Below are 17,793 nucleotides of genomic sequence, written 5' to 3'. Positions count from 1 at the left end.
ATGAATTTCTAAAAAGATAGGCAGAAATTGAAAATAAGAAATCTTAGTTTCTGTTGCACAAAAAATATCTTGGATAAAAACGCAGCAAAAAGAAAACATTTACCGACGTTTCTATCCATGAATGCAAAGTAAGAAAAATCAAGGATTGGTTCGGACAGCTGAAGTACATTCTTCACAACTTAAAACTGTTTTTTGCAGATATTCTTCATGAAGAACTTACAGGATCTAAGCATCAAAAATAAACCTTTAAATCCTTTATACGCCATAAGAATGCAAAGGAAAAAGATATTCCGAAGGCTTTACATACACTGTCCAAGGCTTATTTTCAGAACCGAGCCATTTTTTCCAAGAGCTCATGGGATACCCAAGAGAGCAGCTTGCATCAAATCTCCAAAGTTCTAGGTCTTGAGTCCCCGGGTTGATCACAAAGCCAAAATAGAACCCCGGCCAATTGGTATCTGCAAAGATTAGGCATCGAGGAGAAAGCCCTATTTCACAAGCAGCATCGGTGATGAAGTTATGTACATCAAACGAAAAACCGATGGAGTTTTGAGCAAGCAATAAACAGCTTTTAGCGATTTTTTTCATTTGCTCTGCAGAGATAAACGCTGTTTTTGGAAGAGAGAATTGCTCTATGATTTCTTGTATTTTGGGAGTTAAGACAGAGAAGAGAAGTTTTTGTAAATACTCTTTGCAGTTTACAGATGGAATTAGAGGTAATTGCTGATACAGGAAAGCATCTATGTCATCAGGAGTTATCTGGGGAAATGCATCTAACGTTTGGTCTCTGAACTCTTTGGGTGTTTGTAAAGGATAGTTTATTTTGCTTGGAGAGAGCTGTTGCAAGAGATATTGCTGCATTGGTGGAGTTAAAAGCATCTGTTGGTAAAACTGGACACCAGGATGGATGAATACATCGCGTATCCAAGTATAAGTAAAACCGTTATCTTGCCATCCTTGTTTAAATAAAGGCTCTGATGGGAGCAGAAGAAAAGCATGCACCGGCGAGTTCATCAGCATGGTTCTTGTTACATTTGGGATCTCTTTCAACGTATCTAGTAAAAAGATCAACAACTCAAGAGGGCTCTCTACGACTCTTTGCTCTAATGTGACTTTATCTGTGCAGAAATAATTTTGAACCAGGGTTTGCATCGTTCCTCCCGAGATGTAACACCAAGGTTCTTTGCTCTTCATGCGTTTTTGGACGTTTAAAAAAAACATTCTCTGATGAAGGTGCAATACAATAGCAGCTACAATTTCCGTGATGACTTTTTGTTCTTTTGCTTGGACAAAGAGCAAAGATTCTGTAGCTAAAAAGAAGTCGCGCAAGGATTGGTTAAACTCTTTTTCTGTTTCAATAGCCGTCCAAAGAGAAGCATTTGTTCTTCCATGTTTATAAAAGAGACGAAAACCAGCAGGAGAATCTTCATCGCTTATACTCACTAGTTGTGGATCATATACCTCCTGAAAATAGTGAGAAAATTGATCTAGGTAATACTGAATAATGATCGAAAATAAAGAGCTTAAGTCATTAGCCTCGCTGATCAATTGTTCTCGACGATCTATGCAAGCTTGTAAATGGTGAGAGAGGCTTTGATATTCTGCTTGAAAACTTCGTATGCGGCTTGTCGTATCAGCACGATTTATTACCCCTTGTACAGCTCGTAATTGATCGGCTGTAATCTCAACTTCTTTTTGCAACTTTTCTAACTCTTGGTGGTAGATTTCTAACTTTTCTTGAAGACAGCTGTGTATAACAAAACCTAAACCCTCTGGTTCTTCTGGAGAGAACCCAAGAGCTGTATATAGGTGCCAACGGACCAGTTGTGGATCAGCTTCAGAAAAAGAGGCCAGCGTAAACTCCCATGCTTTTAATAAAGCATTCTCCGTTAAACCAGTAAATGCAGCTTGCATCTTTTGAATAGGCTGATTTATAGCAACTTTTTGCAAAAGCTCTGTTACGGTTGAGCAAGAAGAAAACAGGGGAGAGCAGATGGTTTGCATCTGCTGCATTTGCTTTTCTAAAGATAGTTTTTGGTCAATTACTCCACAAGCTTTTAGAGCTTGTAAAATCCCAGGTGATAGCAGAGCCCTTTCGTCTAGGCTTTGTTTGCAATACATGCTTGTATACGTTGTGCTCATAGCAGCAATGTATTCATTCCCATTATAGATTCTTTTTAACTGACCTGTGCTTAAAAGTTGGTAGAGATCGACTAAAAATAGAGCCAGTTGTTCTTTCTGCACAAGAATGCCTGGCGCTGTAGCAAAACAAGAGCCGATGTTTTGACGCAGGGGGTTTAAGCTCGCACAAAGAACGCCGCGACGTATATCAGATATATGTAGCTTACCCGCAGAAATCCCTAACGAATCAAAGAGGAGACTCTCTGCTGCTTTATGACAAACAGGAGGCGAAAATCGATAGAGAAGTTTTATCATTTTCTGAGAAGTAAACTGCTTTAAAATTTGGATTTGATGCTCTGTTATCATAGAATCGCTATATCCATTGGGATAACAAATAAACCCCTTATTTTCTAAAAAATCAATGACGTTTTTTAGATTTTTTGGATCTAATTCTCCTTGTTTATCAATTAATAAGTTGGCTAATTGACGAGCACGAAAAAGAGAACGAAAGGAAAAACTCATCTGTAGAAAAGAGTGATCGATTAAATGAGAAAATACCCTTTCCTCCTCAAGATCAAATAAAGATTTCTCAGAATGTGACATTAGGAAATCATAGGTCTGTTGCAAAATCTCTTTATTATCTAAAGCAAATACGATTTGGTTTGGCAAAGAGATCTCCTCTCAAGTTTTTTTTCAACTTTCTATTTTCTCTTGTTGTGATTTAGAATCAATTCAAAAAATCCAGAAAATAAGGTTTATTACTTATGTTAGTCTATATCGATAAAAAAGAATATGAGATGCCACCTTCTAGCAGCGCAAAAGATGTAGCAGAAAAATTGCACAAAGTAGCCCCAGACCAATCTCTAGCTGTTAAGATTAATGGAGTCATCTGTGACCTCTCTACTATTTTACATGAAGGGGATCAATTAAGCTTGATCGACTTTGAGAGTAAAGAGGGAAAAGAAATTTTTTGGCATACCTCCGCACATGTTCTAGCTCAAGCGGTTTTACGATTATTTCCAGAGGCAAAACCAACAATCGGTCCTCCTATTGAACAGGGGTTTTATTACGATTTTGCCAACTTAAAAATATCTGATGCCGATTTCGAAAGCATTGAAAAAGAAGTTCACAAAATCATCAACGAAAATTATAAACCTATCAGACATGTGCTAGCTGATAAGAGGCAAGCTCTTCAAACTTTTAAAGATAATCCTTATAAATGTGAGCTCATAGAAGGATTCCCAGAAGAGGGAATCCTTACGGCTTATGAGCAAGCGGAGTTTTTTGATCTTTGTAGGGGGCCTCATTTACCTAATCTAGGCAAAATTAAGGCTTTTAAAATTTTAAAAACAGCAGGCGCCTACTGGCGTGGAGATTCTAAACGCGAAATGTTGACTCGAATTTATGCGATTTCCTTTCCCGATCGAAAAATGCTCAAAGAATATCTCACCTTTCTAGAAGAGGCTAAAAAACGAGATCACAAAATTTTAGGTCCCAAGCTTGATTTATTTTCCATTAGAGAAGAAGCACCTGGCATGCCTTTTATTCACCCTAAAGGAATGATTGTTTGGAATCGTTTAATTCATCTCTGGAGAATCATGCATGAAAAAGCAGATTATGAGGAGATTAAAACCCCTCAAATTATGAGCCAAGAACTTTGGGAAACCTCCGGTCACTGGGAACATTATCGTGAAAATATGTACGCTTTTTCTATTGAAGAGAGACATTTTGCGATTAAGCCTATGAATTGCCCTGGCTGTATGCTTTATTATAAATCTAAATCTCACAGCTACAGAGAACTTCCTTTGCGTATTTCAGAATTAGGTCATGTACACAGACATGAACCATCAGGAGCATTAAGTGGGTTGTTTCGTGTGCGCAGCTTTCATCAAGACGATGCACATCTTTTCATGCAAAAATCTGACATCAAACAAGAAATTTTGAATGTGATTGCGCTGATTGAAGAAACCTATAGTAAATTCGGCCTGTCCTATCGTTTAGAACTCTCTACTAGACCCGTTAATAGCATTGGCTCTGATGAAGATTGGGAAATTGCAACAAATGGGTTAAAAGAAGCCCTTGATGCTTGGGGAAAACCTTATCGAATCAATGAAGCAGATGGTGCTTTTTATGGACCTAAAATTGATATCCACATTAAAGATGCGCTATCTCGCAGCTGGCAATGTGGAACCATCCAGCTCGACATGGCTCTACCTGAGAAGTTCCAATTAGAATATATGGATAAAGATGGTCAATTAAAACGCCCAATTATGATCCATCGCGCCTTGTTTGGCTCAATTGAGCGCTTTATAGGAATTTTGATCGAACATTTTATCGGTAAATTCCCTTTATGGCTAAGCCCTTCTCAAGTAAGAATTATACCTATAGCAGATAGACATGAACCTTATGCCAATGAAGTGTGTGCTTTGATTAAACAAGCAGGATTTCAAAGCGATGTAGACGCTTCTCATGAATCAGTGAATAAAAAAGTCAGAAATGCACAACTTATGCAATACAACTACATTCTGATTTTAGGCGATAAAGAGCTGGAGAACCAATCGATTAATTTGCGCACTCGCGATAATGTTGTGCATGGAGAGCTTGCGTTGAATGTTTTTTTGCATAAGATTGAGCAAGAGAGGATTGATTACTCTTTAACATCTTATTTTGCAGAGGAAGTGAATGCCTAGAATTGCAGTTAGTAGTTTTAAAGGAGGGACAGCTAAAACCTCTACCTCCTTGCATTTGGGAGCAGCTCTTGCTAAATTTCATCAACAGAAAGTACTCTTGATCGATTTTGATGCGCAAGCGAATTTAACAGCGGGTTTGGGTTATGACCCTGACGCTCAAGATAGCATCGCTTCTGTTTTGCAAGGAACAAAAGATATTCATGAAGTAATACTGCCAAGCGGAATTGCTAATCTTGATTTAATTCCTGCAGATACCTATCTAGAAAGAGTTGAGGTAAGAGGAGCTCTGGCAGCTGATCGTTATTCCCATGAGCGTCTCAAGCAAACCTTAAACCTTTTGCAATACGATACCATTATTATAGATACCCCTCCTTCTTTATGTTGGCTCACAGAATCGGCCCTAATCGCAGCGGATTATTCCCTTGTTTGTGTATCACCTGAGTTTTACAGCATCAAAGGATTGCAGCGGTTATCTGAATTTATGCAAAGTATTGCAGATCGTCACTCTCTACAGGTTTTGGGTGTAGCACTTTCTTTTTGGAATCCTCGTGGAAAAAGCAATCAAGCTTTCTTAGAAATCATTGAAAGCACCTTTCCTGGAAAAATGCTGCAGACAAAAGTGCGTCGCGATATCTCTGTTTCAGAAGCCTCTATCTTTGGTAAACCTCTCTTTGAAATAGCTCCCAAAAGCAGAGCTTCTGAAGATTATATTTCGCTCACCAAAGAGCTCTTAACCCGTATGTAAAACAGCTGGACATTCATGGCTAAAATAAATACTCTTCTCTCTCAACGTTTAAAAACAGCTTCTGAGAAATTCTCGAAAATGACCAATTTAGTGGAATTATCCTCTAGCGGAAATCTCTCTAGCTTTGCAGGGGTATTTCGCATAACAACTCTTAATGAAACGGAAAAACAAACGTTAAAAGATATTCTTAACCAATACAAAAATGAAAACCAAGAAGTTATCCAAGATCTAGAATATCTATCCTCTCTTACAGCAGAAGTAAAAGCGATCAATAGCCAAGCCATCATTTTGCACGGGGAAAGAATACAAAAAGCACAACAGATTTTAACCAGTTATCAAGAAGGAGCTTTTAGCGCTTGGCTCATTTGCACCTATGGAAATAGACAGACCCCTTATAATTTTCTGCAGTATTATGAGCTATATAGAGCTATTCCGGTTTCTTTACAAACCCAGTTAGACCTTATTCCACGTCAAGCAGCTTATAGCTTAGCAAGTCGCCAGGGACCCCTTGCTCAAAAACAGCATATTATAAAAACCTATCAAGGGCAATCTAAGCAAGAATTGCTAGAGCTCATCCGAATCACTTTCCCTCTATCGATTAAAGATAAAAGAGCACAAGATGTAGCAAATATTACCATATTAGGTTTGAAAAAAATTCTTGTGCAAATTAAAAAATCTGCCTTTTGCCCCACAAATAAACAAAAACAGCAACTCTTGAGCTTGCTCAAAGAACTTAAAACCTCGGTTGAATCTCTTCATGACTGATCATTATACTTCCCTATTAGCTTCTCGCTATGCCAGTGCAGAAATGTCTGCTATTTTTTCTCCCCATTCCAGATATGCCATGTGGAGACAGCTATGGATTGCTCTTGCCAAAGCACAAAAACAATTAGGACTTAGCATTTCACAAGAACAGATAGAAGAGATGCAAAAGGCCCATAGCTTAATTGACTTTGCAAAAGCAGCTAGTTATGAAAAAAAGTTCGGCCATGATGTCATGGCACATATTCACACCTTTGCAGACCAATGTCCTAAAGCTGGTCCTATTATCCACCTAGGAGCTACTTCTTGCTTTGTTACTGACAATGCTGATCTGATTCTCATGAGAAAAGCCCTACAATTATTAGAAAAAAAATTGATTCAAGTCATTCGTCAGTTGTGTGTTTTTGCTGAAAAACACGCAGATCTTGTTTGTTTAAGCTATACGCATTTTCAGCCAGCTCAACCCACAACTGTGGGAAAAAGAGCCTGTCTTTGGCTACAAGACTTAATATTTGATTTAGAACAATGCAGCTCTGTGATTAAAGAACTTCGTTTTTTAGGAGCTAAAGGAGCCACAGGGACACAAGCCTCTTTTTTAAACCTGTTGGGAAGTAGAGAAAAAGTAAAAAACTTAGATCAATTAGTTGCCAAAGAGCTAGGCTTTCATCATCTTCTTCTCATCTCTTCTCAAACATACCCTCGTAAGCAAGATATTTCGATCATCTCTTTTTTAAGTCAAATAGCTGCTTCTGCTCATAAGTTTGCAACTGATTTACGCTTATTAGCACATCTTAAGGAAATCGAAGAGCCTTTTTCTCCCACTCAAGTAGGTTCATCCGCAATGCCCTATAAACGAAATCCTATGCGCAGCGAACGTATTTGTGGGCTTTCTCGTTTCTTATTTTCTTTAAACGAAAACCCTCTTTACACAGCAGCCACACAATGGTTAGAGCGTAGTTTAGATGATTCTGCAAATAGGCGCTTGTGCATACCAGAGGCTTTTTTATGCGCTGATGCCATCTTAGATCTTTTATGTTTTATCACTTCCTCTTTGGTTGTTTATCCTAAAATGATTGAAAAACATCTAGCAGAAGAAATGCCTTTTTTAGCAACAGAGCACATTTTAATGCAGCTAGCCAAACAGGGAAAAGATCGCCAAAAAATGCACGAGCGCTTAAGAGAGCACAGTCTTTTAGCTAGCCGCGAAATCAAAGAAGAAGGCACGAACTGCGATCTTTTACATAAGATTGCTAGTGATCCAGAAATAGGTCTTTCGTTAGATGATCTTAAAGAAATGACTGCAGCAAAACATTTAATAGGCTGTGCTAAAGAGCAAACACAGGAATTTTTGCACGAAGTAAAGCTCATTTTGGCTAAACATCAAAATTTATCCACTTATTCCGCTAAGATTGAGGTTTGAGCATAAACCCAATGCTTGCATTTCCTCTCTAATTCTCTCTCTTACTGCCCTACTCGGTTGCATTAAAGGCAGGCGTAAATGGGGAAGACAATACCCCATTTGATAGAGAGCATATTTTACACATTGCGGATTGCTCTCGAGAAATAAACTCGTGCATAAAGAGTGATATTCCTCATAGAGTTTACCAGCTTCTTTAAAGCTCTGATCGGATAACATAGAAAGTAATTGTTGCCACTGCTTAGGAATGAGGTTTGCTATTACAGAAATACACCCCTTAAATTTTAGTGCCATCAAGGGAATCACCAAATGATCATCACCGCAAAAAAGAGGCTTCTCTATCTCTTGGGAAAGCCTAACCGCATAATCAATATCCGCTGTGCTTTCTTTAATTCCACATACATAAGGATCTTTTGCAATCTCTACTAAGGTTTCTACGGGAAGCTTCATACCTGTTCTTCCAGGGTGATGATAAACAAAAATGGGAATTTTTACAGAACACACCTCTTTATAATGAGCAATACAACCTTGAAGGCTAGGCTTGGTATAGTAAGGTACAATCACAAGACAAGCATCAACACCGATATTTTTTGCAGCTTGAGTAAGCTCAACTGTAGTAGACGTGCTGCTAGTTCCTGTTCCTGCAATGATCGGAATACGCCCATTTGCAATCTGAACACCCTGCTTGAAAATGTCTAATTTCTCTTGTAAAGATAAACTTGTACCCTCTCCTGTAGAACCACATAGAACAACCCCTTGAGAGCCTTGTTCAATATGCCACTTAATTAAAGTGCTCAGCGCTAAATAATCAATAGCTCCTTCTTGCGTAAACGGGGTGATTAAAGCAACGATAGATCCTGTTAACATTTTGCCTCTCTTTTCATTTGCAGCCATAATAAGATTCCACATAAAAACACCATCGCAGCGCCAATGTAAATCGGCATGGTAAAAATACCCACAGCTAGAATGCTTCCAAAGATCCCAGTTATAATTTCTGCTAAGGTTTGTACAGAGGTTAATACCCCTAAAGCCTGTCCTTGTATATGGCTTTCTGCTGCATTAGAAATCAGCAAAGAGCCGTGTGTAATGACAACTCCTAAACATAAGCCCACTAAAGGAATAGTAAGAAGCAAAGCATATACATTTGTTGGTAAAACAACAGCTACAAAACTTACCGCCAAAAGAAAAGAAAATAGACAAAGCACTTGAATAGGTTTTAAACGACGAGAAAGCCAAGGGATCAAAAACAGCACACCTAACATCAAAGAGAAAGAAGTATAAACCATTTCATAAGACAAAACAGCTGGAGAAAAGTGAAATTGTCTTTCTAGGAATACAGGTAAGAAGCGAAAAAAGGAAAAATACCCCACCGCCAGCAATAAATTACATAAATAAAACAGCCTAATTTTAGGCGCTTTTAATTTTCCAGACAAAGAGGGGAAAAAAACCATTTTCTCTACCCTGCGTAGTTGCAGTGTTTCTTTTGCATACCAAGCAATCACTAAAATCCCCATTAAAGTCATTAATGCTGCTATCCAAAAAGGAGTCGCAAAAGTGAACCAAGGAACAAGGCTTGAATCCGCCAATACCCCTCCCATCAAAGGGCCAATGATAAATCCTAGAGAAATACAAATGTTCAACCAACCAAAATACACTGGCTTTCGATGTTTATGCTCATCTAACCCTGTCACATCAGCAATCACAGATTGGGCTATTGTCACGTTTCCCTCACAAAAACCACACACGATCAAGCCGATAACCATCCCAGCAATCGAATAATGGTAGAGAGAAAAAGCGATCATTAAATATCCAAGAGTAGTTCCCATTAAAGAAAAGAGAACGACTTTTTTTCTTCCATGTCGATCAGAAAGAGACCCTAAAACAGGAGACCCAAAAAACTGCCCTAAAGGAAAAGCTGCCATAACAGTTCCCAATAGAACCATCCTTAGCTTGTAAGAAAGATGCGGAGCAATCGAAGTTTGAGAATCTAAAAACATCTTAGGCAAAATCGGAAGAGGCAAAGAAAAACCAATATAGGCAAATAAGACCACTAGCGCATAGGGAAAAAGTATTTTTTGAATTTGTTTCGGCATTAAAGATATCCTTTAAAAACAAGAATAGAAAAACAAGACTTAATCATAAAGTCGAGATTTATCATTTTTCAAACAATTTAGCGCGAGAAAATGAACTTTAGCTCAAATTTTCGCATTACTGGTACGACAATTTATCTGAAATTATTTTTAGATAAAATAGACGAAGGTACTTCTGTTAGATAGTTGTCCTTAGCACGTATCAAGATTTATTAACCTTAGCTTCGAACCTAAATTGTTAAAAGAGCTTGAAGTAGCTTTAGTACCTACTATCTTATTTATTAAAGATGGAAAAATAATAGACCGCCACGTCGGTTTAATTAGCAAGGAAGATCTAAAAACAAGGTTATAGGAGCCGGTATTGCTTCTGGGGTTTAAATGAACTCCTTTTACGAAAATTTCATAGAAATGCTCAAACTTGATCAAAAATGATTATAAAGTGAAGCTAAATAGTCGAGTATTCCAGGAAATACTAAGCCAATACTTTCGAAGATAAAATAGAAACCAATTATCAAACAAACAGCCCATTTTTTTTTGAGGTTGTTATTACGCCATCCATCGTATGTCCAGTCAGCTAATTTTAGAAAGATAAAAGCGCACAAAAATGTCATTATTGGTACGCCAAAAATAAAAATGCCGATCTTTTGTTGTAGAGACCATTCTTCCACAATTACTCCCTACGGTTGCGATTGCGTGCTTGTTCTGCGCCATTTTCTCCTACCGTAGAAATTCCAGTGCCTACCATTCCAGCTCCAATCCCTATTAAAATAGGGCCAATAGGCGTTTCAGATAGAATCGCTCCCAGTGCTGCGATACCTAAACCAATTACGTACGTAGTCATACCTGGCTCGTGTATTACATCGCTCGGATTATTTTTATTACGCTTACTTTTTGTTAAAAGTTTTGAACTAACATTAAGGACTTTAACGTTCCTAAATCTTCTGCCAACAGTGTTTATTATGCTAGGAGCAACCATAACAGGAACCCCTAGAGCACCAAGAGGAGCACTTATACCGCCAGCAAGCATTCCTGTTGCAAATTTTTTTATAAGGCTATCTTCTTTAACCCTTCTTTCGCCGTAAATCTCCACCAATTCTTGTTGAACATCTTCTGGCATGAACCTATCTTGAATTAAATTTACTGTTTTAAAGATACTTGCCGACTTAAGAAATTCATCCAATAGCCCAGTAGTCCAAACATTAATAGACCATTCCAATATACTGCCTTTCTTTCCCAGCGCACTGTAAGGCGACGAAAGCCTGTCTTTAACCAAGAAATCGTTCTCTCAACGACCCAACGTTGCTTTTCAAGGTAGCAAATACCTTTTATCTTATATCCCTTGGTGTTTCTTTGATCTTGCTACCCTTTCCTAGACATAAAGAACATAGACAGTAAATAATAATAGCTTAAGAAAAATAAGGGTCTATGAAAAATCAAGAAAAGTACAACCGTGAGTTTAAAATAAACACTGTAAAGCTAAGTCGAGAAAGCAGTAAGTCTATGAGCGAAATCGCTCATGATTTAGGTGTAGCCAAATCTACCCTTTACGCGTGGATCCAAGAGTATAAGGAGCATGGAGAAGACAGTTTCCCTGGATCTGGGATATTAAAGCCATGCAATGAAGAATTATATCGTTTAAAGAAGCAACTAGCTGACGTTACGATGGAGAGAGACATCCTAAAAAAAGCAGTTGCCATCTTCTCCAAACCAAAGAGTTGAAATTTGAATTTATGAAGACCCATTCTAAAGAATTTGAAATAGAGAAGATGGCTCACATTTTAGAAGTTTCCAGGTGTGGGTACTATGAGTTTTTAAATAGAGTGATTAGTAAAAGAAACGTAGAGAATCAAGAGTTAATCAAAGAAATTAAAAAAGCTCATAAGAGTAGCCGAGGAACTTATGGGAGCCCGAGGATTCACGCCAAGCTTCAAAAGCAGGGCATTTCCTGTTCTAGAAAAAGAGTTGCTAAATTGATGAAGCAAGAGAAAATACAGGCCAAGATGAGAAAAAAATGGAAAGTGACTACACAAGCAAGCAAAAAAGAGATAATGATAGCTCCTAACCATTTGGATCAAAATTTTATAGTAGGATCTCCTAATAAAGTATGGGTAAGCGATATAACATATGTATCTACTCAAGAAGGTTGGTTATATATAGCGGTGGTAATGGATCTTTTTTCTAGGAAAGTAGTAGGCCTTAGCATGAGTGATAGGCTAGAGACAGAGCTAGTCACAAAAGCGTTAAAGCAAGCTCTGTACAATCGCAAAACAAATAAAGACTTGATGTTTCACTCAGATAGAGGAACTCAATACACGAGTAATGAATTTAAAGAATTGGCTAATCGACATGGGATAACATTAAGTATGAGTGCAAAAGGGCGCTGTTACGACAATGCAGTTGCAGAAAGTTTTTTTCACACCTTAAAAACAGAAGAGGTTCACCTCAGCAACTATAGAATTAGAGAAGAAGCCAAAACCAGTATTTTTGAATATGTAGAGATTTTTTATAACCGCAAAAGATTGCATTCGACTTTAGGATATGTGTCGCCTATAGATTTTGAGGCTGCATGGAATTGTACAGCTGAGAGAGTGATATAAAAAGAAAAGTTTTAATGAAGATATCGCAAGCGAGCCCTGCATAGCTCGCGGAGACGATACGAATGAAGATAGAAAAATTTATGTTCTAAGTGTCTAAAAAATGGTTGCAATATCACTATAAAGATTATCAATATTGAGTGACTGAATCCTAATGAAGAGGGAGTCGTTCGGATTCCTGACTTTTCTTCGCGATTTTATCAGAATGATTTCTTATCTGCGATGGATGCTGGCTGTAAGAGAGCAGTATTAGTATGGCACAGGCGTTGTGGCAAAGAAATGACTTGCTTGAATTGGATGATTAAAAAAGCTTTTTGGTACAGACCGGGAGGTTATACTTATTTCTTTCCAACAGCAGTTCTTGGGCGCAGAATCCTATGGGATGGAGTGGATAGAGACGGGAAACGTTTTATTGATTGCATTCCCAAAGGAATCATAAGGAGTATAGAGAAAGATGAGATGAAAATAACGTTAATCAACGGAAGCATCATACAGATCATGGGAACAAATGGAACTATCAATGTAGGAACTAATCAGGTTGGCTGTGTCTTTTCTGAATTTTCTCTTCAAAATCCAGAATCGTGGAATTACATACGACCGATCCTTACGGAGAACGATGGTTGGGCTATTTTTAACTTCACTCCTCGCGGAAAAAACCATGCATATGATCTTTATCTGATGGCAAAAAATGATCCTGACTGGTTTTGCCAAAAGCTAACAGTAGATGATACAAAGGTCTTAGGTGTAGAAGATATGGAAAAAGAGCGCAAAGCAGGAATGTCAGAACAGCTTATCCAGCAGGAATATTACTGTAGTTTCGAGCAAGGCGCAGAGGGATCTTATTATGCTAAATTACTTAATAAAGCTGAACTCGAAAACCGAATCACTAATGTACCAACAGATCCTCATATTCTGGTGGACACTTATTGGGACATTGGCGTCTCAGATGAAGCTGTGATCTTATTTGTACAGACCTGCGGGCGAGAAATCCGCATCATTGATATGTATCGAAACAGTGGAGAAGGTATTAATCACTATGCTCGCATTCTAAAGGAAAAAGCAGCCGAAAATGAATGGACTTATGGAGACCATTACGCTCCTCATGACATTAAAGTACGAGAGTTTGGATCAGGAGCACAAACAAGGTTAGATATAGCTAAGGATTTGGGTATTTCTTTCAAAATTGTACCAAAGCTTCTTGTTCCTGAAGGCATAGAATTAGCACGTGGAATATTTCCAAGACTGTGGATAGATAGCAAAAAATGTAACTTCTTTGTTAAAGCCGCAGAAAATTATCACAGATACTATAAAGAAAAGCTAAACGTATATAGCGATGAACCTGTTCACGACTGGTCTTCTGATACGATGGATGCTTTTCGATATTTAGCCGTTATTCAAAGTAAGAAAAGAAACAAAGGCATGACAGAAGAGGATGCTGAGCGTATGCAAGCGATGTATCAATTCCGCCATTATGCATAGTTTAAATCTCTAAAAATTGCAGTTTCATTGCGCTATTCAAACGGTTATTTAGAACGTAATTTTAAAAGTGTCTCAGTAAAAAGGGGACTGAAAATGTATTTCAATGGCCTAAGTGCCTTTGTAGATATATTTGGAGGCTTATAAAAAAACTTGTTATGTCATTATCACAATGACAATAAATATATTTTTTTTGTAGCATGCTTTTGCTCTTAAAAACATCAAGGTAATTATGAAAGCAGTGACAAATGGAAATCGTATAGAGATAACAGGACTAAACAATAATGAATTAAACTTTGACCTTAGTGAAGCACTAAATCTAAAAGGTGGGACTGTTGAGCGTCTTGAAATATTCTATGTAGATAAAAGGGTTATACAACAAAAAAAAACAATCTGGGAAACCTTTACACAATCTTTTACTACCAGCATAGGATGGTCTGCTGGTGCAGCTGTAGTCAGCGCTATAGGCGTTGTGTTCTTTAATATAATAAAAGCAAAGAGAGAAAACTCATAGTAGCAATTGGAATCTGTAGTGGTTTGATGTTTATAACACACATTATCAATACAATCTTAATTGTTCAGATATTTTCCTTGAGTTAAACCCATGACTCAATCAAATAGTTGTCAGTAACTTCCTGATAAAAAACATATGGTGCTAAAATGAATATAGATAACTGCACAGTAAGAAAAGAATATTTATCCATGCCAGAAAAAGCTCAACGAAAATTTGAGAGATTTGAGAAATGGGAGAAGGCTTTTGGTGAAAAAGAGGTTAAAGCAGATAGCCTTATGCAAAATTTTGTAACAGGGATGATTTGTGGTGCCCTAGGAGTTCCTTTTCCAGCCTTTATTTGTGCATCCCAGATTCAATTGCTTCCTAAATCAACTGACTGGAAAGTGCGTGCAATCGCATGTCTATTCTTTGCTACGACTTGCGCAATTGTTGCACGTTGTTTAGGTTTTAAGGATCTTCTTCAATTCAGCCCACTCAATCCAGTAATCATCAGCAGCTCATTAATAAGAAAATAGGATATTAAAATGAATATAGATAACTGCACAGCAAGAAAAGAATATTTATCCATGCCAGAAGAAGCTCAACGAAAATTTGAGAGATTTGAGAAATGGGAGAAGGCTTTTGGTGAAAAAGAGGTTAAAGCAGATAGCCTTATGCAAAATTTTACAGAAGGAATGATTTCTGGCGCCATAGCTGCTCCTCTTATGGCTATTGGTCCTCTTGCTACTATAGCTGGTCCTAGCATAATGAGCGCTGTTGGCGGAAGAATTAGAAACGTTCAAGTTCTTAATGGTGATGAGGCCACAAAACTTTTAACAAAAAGTAAGCATAATAAAAGAAGTCCGGGCGACATAATGAACGAACCAGGTATGACTACATACATATTTGGTTTAGGTATCGCAGCACTGGGAGCGGCTCTATCTGGAACCCCTCTTGGCCCTATTTTAATAGGGATTGGAGCTGGAATGGTAGGCACTGGAATTTCTACGGTAGGGGAAACTGGCGCAGAACAAGCACGCAATCGCAACTATAGGAGATAATTATGCCAGAAGGGTCTCTACAACACAAGATCGGCATGTTTATTTTAGGCGTACCAATAATGACATTTTTGTGCGCTTTTATCTTTCTAAAATTAGCTGACTGGGCATACGATGGATGGCATAATAACAACCTCAAAAAAAAATGGGCTGTTTGTTTAATACTTGGTTTCTATTTTATCTTCGAAAGTATTGACTTAGTATTTCCTGAAATACGCGACTATTTAGCTTCATTTTTTGATCGTTAATCAAATTTGAGCATTTTTAATTTAGAAATGCTCAAACTGTGCTCTTCATTGGTTGTCTAGATCACTAAGAAAATTTGTATTCTAATTCTCTCTTGATGTGTAACGAGGTTAAATCTGTCCCATAGCACGCCTAAATTAAATTATTATAACTTTGATGATAAGTTTTAACCCCCCCTAACTCAAGGGCTCTTTTCATAGATAAATTCTTGAAAAAAGTGCCAAGGGTATCGGATCATTTCTTGCCTCTAACTCAAGCATATCTCTCAGCAGCCATGCATTTGTTAAAAGCGCTTATGTAAAATGCGTTAGATAATAACATTTAAAATCAAAAAACACAGTTAATACAACTATATGAGTAGACTTTAATAAGTTTATTAATGTAAAACGAATTAAATAGGATCTATTAATAATAGTCCTCAAAGAATTGAAACTAACAGTTTTAAAAAGCATCACACCACCTTAGGATGCTAGCTACACGCGAGGCAGAGACTGATCATCTCGTTCGTTGCCGTAACAACGGCCTCGCATTTTCTCGTACGGGAGAAATGACTAAAAACCGTATGCGGGAATGCGATGTCGAAAGATTTGGCGATTGTCAGTGAGTATAATGACTGTTATGAAGAAGCCTATAGCGGATGGAGCTCTTTTTATCCTCTAGCCAATAGAGATCATCGTTTTTATCTCGGAGATCAATGGGATGCTCAGGAGCGAAAAAAGCTTCACGAAGAAGGACGCCTTGCGCTTGTCTTCAATAAAGCCCGTCGCAGCATCAACAATCTTACAGGACGACAGAGGCAACGCCGTCTAAGTAGTGTTGTTGTGCCTATTGAAAACTCTGATCAACTTGCAGCAGATCAACTCTCTCAACTGCTTGATCTTGCTACCCTTTCCTAGACATAAAGAACATAGACAGTAAATAATAATAGCTTAAGAAAAATAAGGGTCTATGAAAAATCAAGAAAAGTACAACCGTGAGTTTAAAATAAACACTGTAAAGCTAAGTCGAGAAAGCAGTAAGTCTATGAGCGAAATCGCTCATGATTTAGGTGTAGCCAAATCTACCCTTTACGCGTGGATCCAAGAGTATAAGGAGCATGGAGAAGACAGTTTCCCTGGATCTGGGATATTAAAGCCATGCAATGAAGAATTATATCGTTTAAAGAAGCAACTAGCTGACGTTACGATGGAGAGAGACATCCTAAAAAAAGCAGTTGCCATCTTCTCCAAACCAAAGAGTTGAAATTTGAATTTATGAAGACCCATTCTAAAGAATTTGAAATAGAGAAGATGGCTCACATTTTAGAAGTTTCCAGGTGTGGGTACTATGAGTTTTTAAATAGAGTGATTAGTAAAAGAAACGTGGAGAATCAAGAGTTAATCAAAGAAATTAAAAAAGCTCATAAGAGTAGCCGAGGAACTTATGGGAGCCCGAGGATTCACGCTAAGCTTCAAAAGCAGGGCATTTCCTGTTCTAGAAAAAGAGTTGCTAAATTGATATTGCCGCCTTTTTTTTGAACACTAAAAGCACAGACATTGTTTTTCAAGATGCATTTGCATTCACAAGGCAAGTAACAAGGAGAAAAAAACTCTTCCTAAGGGGAAAAATAAATCAATAAATGCTTTATTTCACCTTATCTCCCCATTGAATTTTTTTAGCAATAGAGTAGCATTCTTTATCCTTTCGGCTGATCGTCTTTTCTACAAGACCTGACTCTGTACATAGCTTCAGCTTTACAAATCCTGATCCTTTGAAAAGGATGGCGAATCACACGAGAGGAGCTAGTAGAAAAAGATATCCTTAGCTGTGCAATCCAGCATGGATTTGTCTTAAGTGAATCTATTCCGCTTGAAATGAAAATCGCAGGGGTTGATGACTATTTCCTTGCAAAAAAGGACAAACTACCAGAGAAGTATTATCTTCCAAGTACAACATCAACTTGCATGTTTGAAGGCTAACCGTTACACTACTTCTCCTATAGGAATGGGAATTTCACTCTTGCAGAAATAGAAAAAATGTTTCCTATATTAATAAACTTAATTTACAAGAACCAGAGCTAACAGATAGAGCTTATATTGAAAATAAAAGACCTGGAATAAAG

16 protein-coding genes and 2 pseudogenes are annotated in these 17,793 nt (G+C 37.8%); 12 read left to right on the top strand and 6 right to left on the bottom strand.

What is annotated here, in order from left to right:
• Positions 1 to 255: 255 nt before the first annotated feature.
• Positions 256 to 2,790, bottom strand: coding sequence for a hypothetical protein (locus tag RHTP_RS00205; protein WP_138106033.1), 2,535 nt, complete (start codon positions 2,788 to 2,790; stop codon positions 256 to 258).
• Between the two features lie 95 nt (positions 2,791 to 2,885).
• Here RHTP_RS00205 and thrS point away from each other — a divergent pair, with 95 nt between their 5' ends.
• Genes thrS through purB form a run of 4 tightly spaced genes read left to right on the top strand, consistent with a single transcriptional unit; the run spans position 2,886 to position 7,738 of the window.
• Positions 2,886 to 4,811 carry a threonine--tRNA ligase gene (gene thrS, locus RHTP_RS00200; RefSeq protein WP_138106032.1) on the top strand — a complete coding sequence of 642 codons (1,926 nt, stop codon included), beginning with the start codon at positions 2,886 to 2,888 and terminating at the stop codon, positions 4,809 to 4,811.
• Entirely contained in the window at positions 4,804 to 5,556 is a 753-nt protein-coding gene (locus RHTP_RS00195; protein ID WP_138106031.1) for a ParA family protein, read from the top strand. The genes thrS and RHTP_RS00195 overlap by 8 nt, the downstream gene beginning before the upstream one ends.
• Positions 5,557 to 5,571: 15 nt before the next feature.
• Complete coding sequence (locus RHTP_RS00190) at positions 5,572 to 6,321, top strand: CT583 family protein (protein ID WP_138106030.1); 750 nt, start codon at positions 5,572 to 5,574, stop codon at positions 6,319 to 6,321.
• Complete coding sequence (gene purB / locus RHTP_RS00185) at positions 6,314 to 7,738, top strand: adenylosuccinate lyase (RefSeq protein WP_138106029.1); 1,425 nt, start codon at positions 6,314 to 6,316, stop codon at positions 7,736 to 7,738. Before RHTP_RS00190 ends, purB begins: the two co-directional genes overlap by 8 nt.
• Here the strand turns inward: purB and dapA are convergent.
• From dapA to RHTP_RS09180, 5 genes and pseudogenes are all read right to left on the bottom strand, one after another.
• Positions 7,706 to 8,602, bottom strand: a complete 897-nt coding sequence (dapA, locus tag RHTP_RS00180) for a 4-hydroxy-tetrahydrodipicolinate synthase (protein WP_171005675.1) — start codon at positions 8,600 to 8,602, stop codon at positions 7,706 to 7,708. The genes purB and dapA overlap by 33 nt on opposite strands.
• The gene (locus RHTP_RS00175) at positions 8,596 to 9,828 is read right to left on the bottom strand and encodes an MFS transporter (RefSeq protein ID WP_138106027.1); all 1,233 of its coding nucleotides are present in this window, start codon (positions 9,826 to 9,828) and stop codon (positions 8,596 to 8,598) included. The genes dapA and RHTP_RS00175 overlap by 7 nt, the downstream gene beginning before the upstream one ends.
• A 419-nt stretch (positions 9,829 to 10,247) precedes the next feature.
• Entirely contained in the window at positions 10,248 to 10,493 is a 246-nt protein-coding gene (locus RHTP_RS00170; RefSeq protein ID WP_138106026.1) for a hypothetical protein, read from the bottom strand.
• Positions 10,494 to 10,495: 2 nt separating this feature from the next.
• Entirely contained in the window at positions 10,496 to 10,942 is a 447-nt protein-coding gene (locus tag RHTP_RS00165) for a hypothetical protein (RefSeq protein WP_138106025.1), read from the bottom strand.
• A gap of 20 nt (positions 10,943 to 10,962) precedes the next feature.
• Positions 10,963 to 11,124, bottom strand: a pseudogene (locus RHTP_RS09180) (transposase); the annotation flags it as partial.
• Positions 11,125 to 11,250: 126 nt separating this feature from the next.
• Between RHTP_RS09180 and RHTP_RS00155 the strand changes: the two are divergent.
• The 8 genes and pseudogenes from RHTP_RS00155 to RHTP_RS09175 all read left to right on the top strand — a co-directional run.
• A protein-coding gene (locus RHTP_RS00155; protein WP_138106024.1) for an IS3 family transposase occupies positions 11,251 to 12,422 on the top strand; the annotation gives its coding sequence in 2 pieces (ribosomal slippage) (positions 11,251 to 11,503 and positions 11,503 to 12,422; 1,173 coding nt in all).
• Positions 12,423 to 12,698: 276 nt separating this feature from the next.
• Positions 12,699 to 13,898, top strand: a complete 1,200-nt coding sequence (locus tag RHTP_RS00150) for a terminase large subunit domain-containing protein (protein ID WP_171005674.1) — start codon at positions 12,699 to 12,701, stop codon at positions 13,896 to 13,898.
• A 229-nt stretch (positions 13,899 to 14,127) separates the two neighbouring features.
• Entirely contained in the window at positions 14,128 to 14,409 is a 282-nt protein-coding gene (locus RHTP_RS00145; protein ID WP_138106022.1) for a hypothetical protein, read from the top strand.
• Positions 14,410 to 14,555: 146 nt separating this feature from the next.
• On the top strand, positions 14,556 to 14,924 hold the full coding sequence (locus RHTP_RS00140; RefSeq protein ID WP_138106021.1) for a hypothetical protein: 369 nt from the start codon (positions 14,556 to 14,558) through the stop codon (positions 14,922 to 14,924).
• Positions 14,925 to 14,933: 9 nt separating this feature from the next.
• Entirely contained in the window at positions 14,934 to 15,449 is a 516-nt protein-coding gene (locus RHTP_RS00135) for a hypothetical protein (RefSeq protein WP_138106020.1), read from the top strand.
• Positions 15,450 to 15,451: 2 nt separating this feature from the next.
• A complete protein-coding gene (locus RHTP_RS00130) occupies positions 15,452 to 15,694 on the top strand; it encodes a hypothetical protein (RefSeq protein ID WP_138106019.1) in 243 nt (80 codons plus the stop codon).
• 573 nt (positions 15,695 to 16,267) lie between these two features.
• Complete coding sequence (locus RHTP_RS00125) at positions 16,268 to 16,588, top strand: portal protein (protein WP_138106018.1); 321 nt, start codon at positions 16,268 to 16,270, stop codon at positions 16,586 to 16,588.
• A 52-nt stretch (positions 16,589 to 16,640) separates the two neighbouring features.
• Positions 16,641 to 17,191 (top strand): annotated as a pseudogene (locus RHTP_RS09175) (transposase); the annotation flags it as partial.
• Positions 17,192 to 17,793: the final 602 nt, after the last annotated feature.

It is taken from the genome of Candidatus Rhabdochlamydia sp. T3358, from assembly GCF_901000775.1.
Lineage (GTDB): Bacteria > Chlamydiota > Chlamydiia > Chlamydiales > Rhabdochlamydiaceae > Rhabdochlamydia.
This window is presented reverse-complemented; position numbering and strand designations above follow the sequence as displayed.

Coding starts and splice junctions, on each gene's coding strand:
- RHTP_RS00145 (WP_138106022.1), top strand. CDS start 14,128: ATGAAAGCAGTGACAAATGGAAATCGTATAGAGATAACAGGACTAAAC.
- RHTP_RS00175 (WP_138106027.1), bottom strand. CDS start 9,828: ATGCCGAAACAAATTCAAAAAATACTTTTTCCCTATGCGCTAGTGGTC.
- RHTP_RS00130 (WP_138106019.1), top strand. CDS start 15,452: ATGCCAGAAGGGTCTCTACAACACAAGATCGGCATGTTTATTTTAGGC.
- RHTP_RS00195 (WP_138106031.1), top strand. CDS start 4,804: ATGCCTAGAATTGCAGTTAGTAGTTTTAAAGGAGGGACAGCTAAAACC.
- purB (WP_138106029.1), top strand. CDS start 6,314: ATGACTGATCATTATACTTCCCTATTAGCTTCTCGCTATGCCAGTGCA.
- RHTP_RS00165 (WP_138106025.1), bottom strand. CDS start 10,942: ATGCCAGAAGATGTTCAACAAGAATTGGTGGAGATTTACGGCGAAAGA.
- thrS (WP_138106032.1), top strand. CDS start 2,886: ATGTTAGTCTATATCGATAAAAAAGAATATGAGATGCCACCTTCTAGC.
- RHTP_RS00190 (WP_138106030.1), top strand. CDS start 5,572: ATGGCTAAAATAAATACTCTTCTCTCTCAACGTTTAAAAACAGCTTCT.
- RHTP_RS00150 (WP_171005674.1), top strand. CDS start 12,699: ATGACTTGCTTGAATTGGATGATTAAAAAAGCTTTTTGGTACAGACCG.
- RHTP_RS00140 (WP_138106021.1), top strand. CDS start 14,556: ATGAATATAGATAACTGCACAGTAAGAAAAGAATATTTATCCATGCCA.
- RHTP_RS00135 (WP_138106020.1), top strand. CDS start 14,934: ATGAATATAGATAACTGCACAGCAAGAAAAGAATATTTATCCATGCCA.
- RHTP_RS00125 (WP_138106018.1), top strand. CDS start 16,268: ATGTCGAAAGATTTGGCGATTGTCAGTGAGTATAATGACTGTTATGAA.
- dapA (WP_171005675.1), bottom strand. CDS start 8,602: ATGTTAACAGGATCTATCGTTGCTTTAATCACCCCGTTTACGCAAGAA.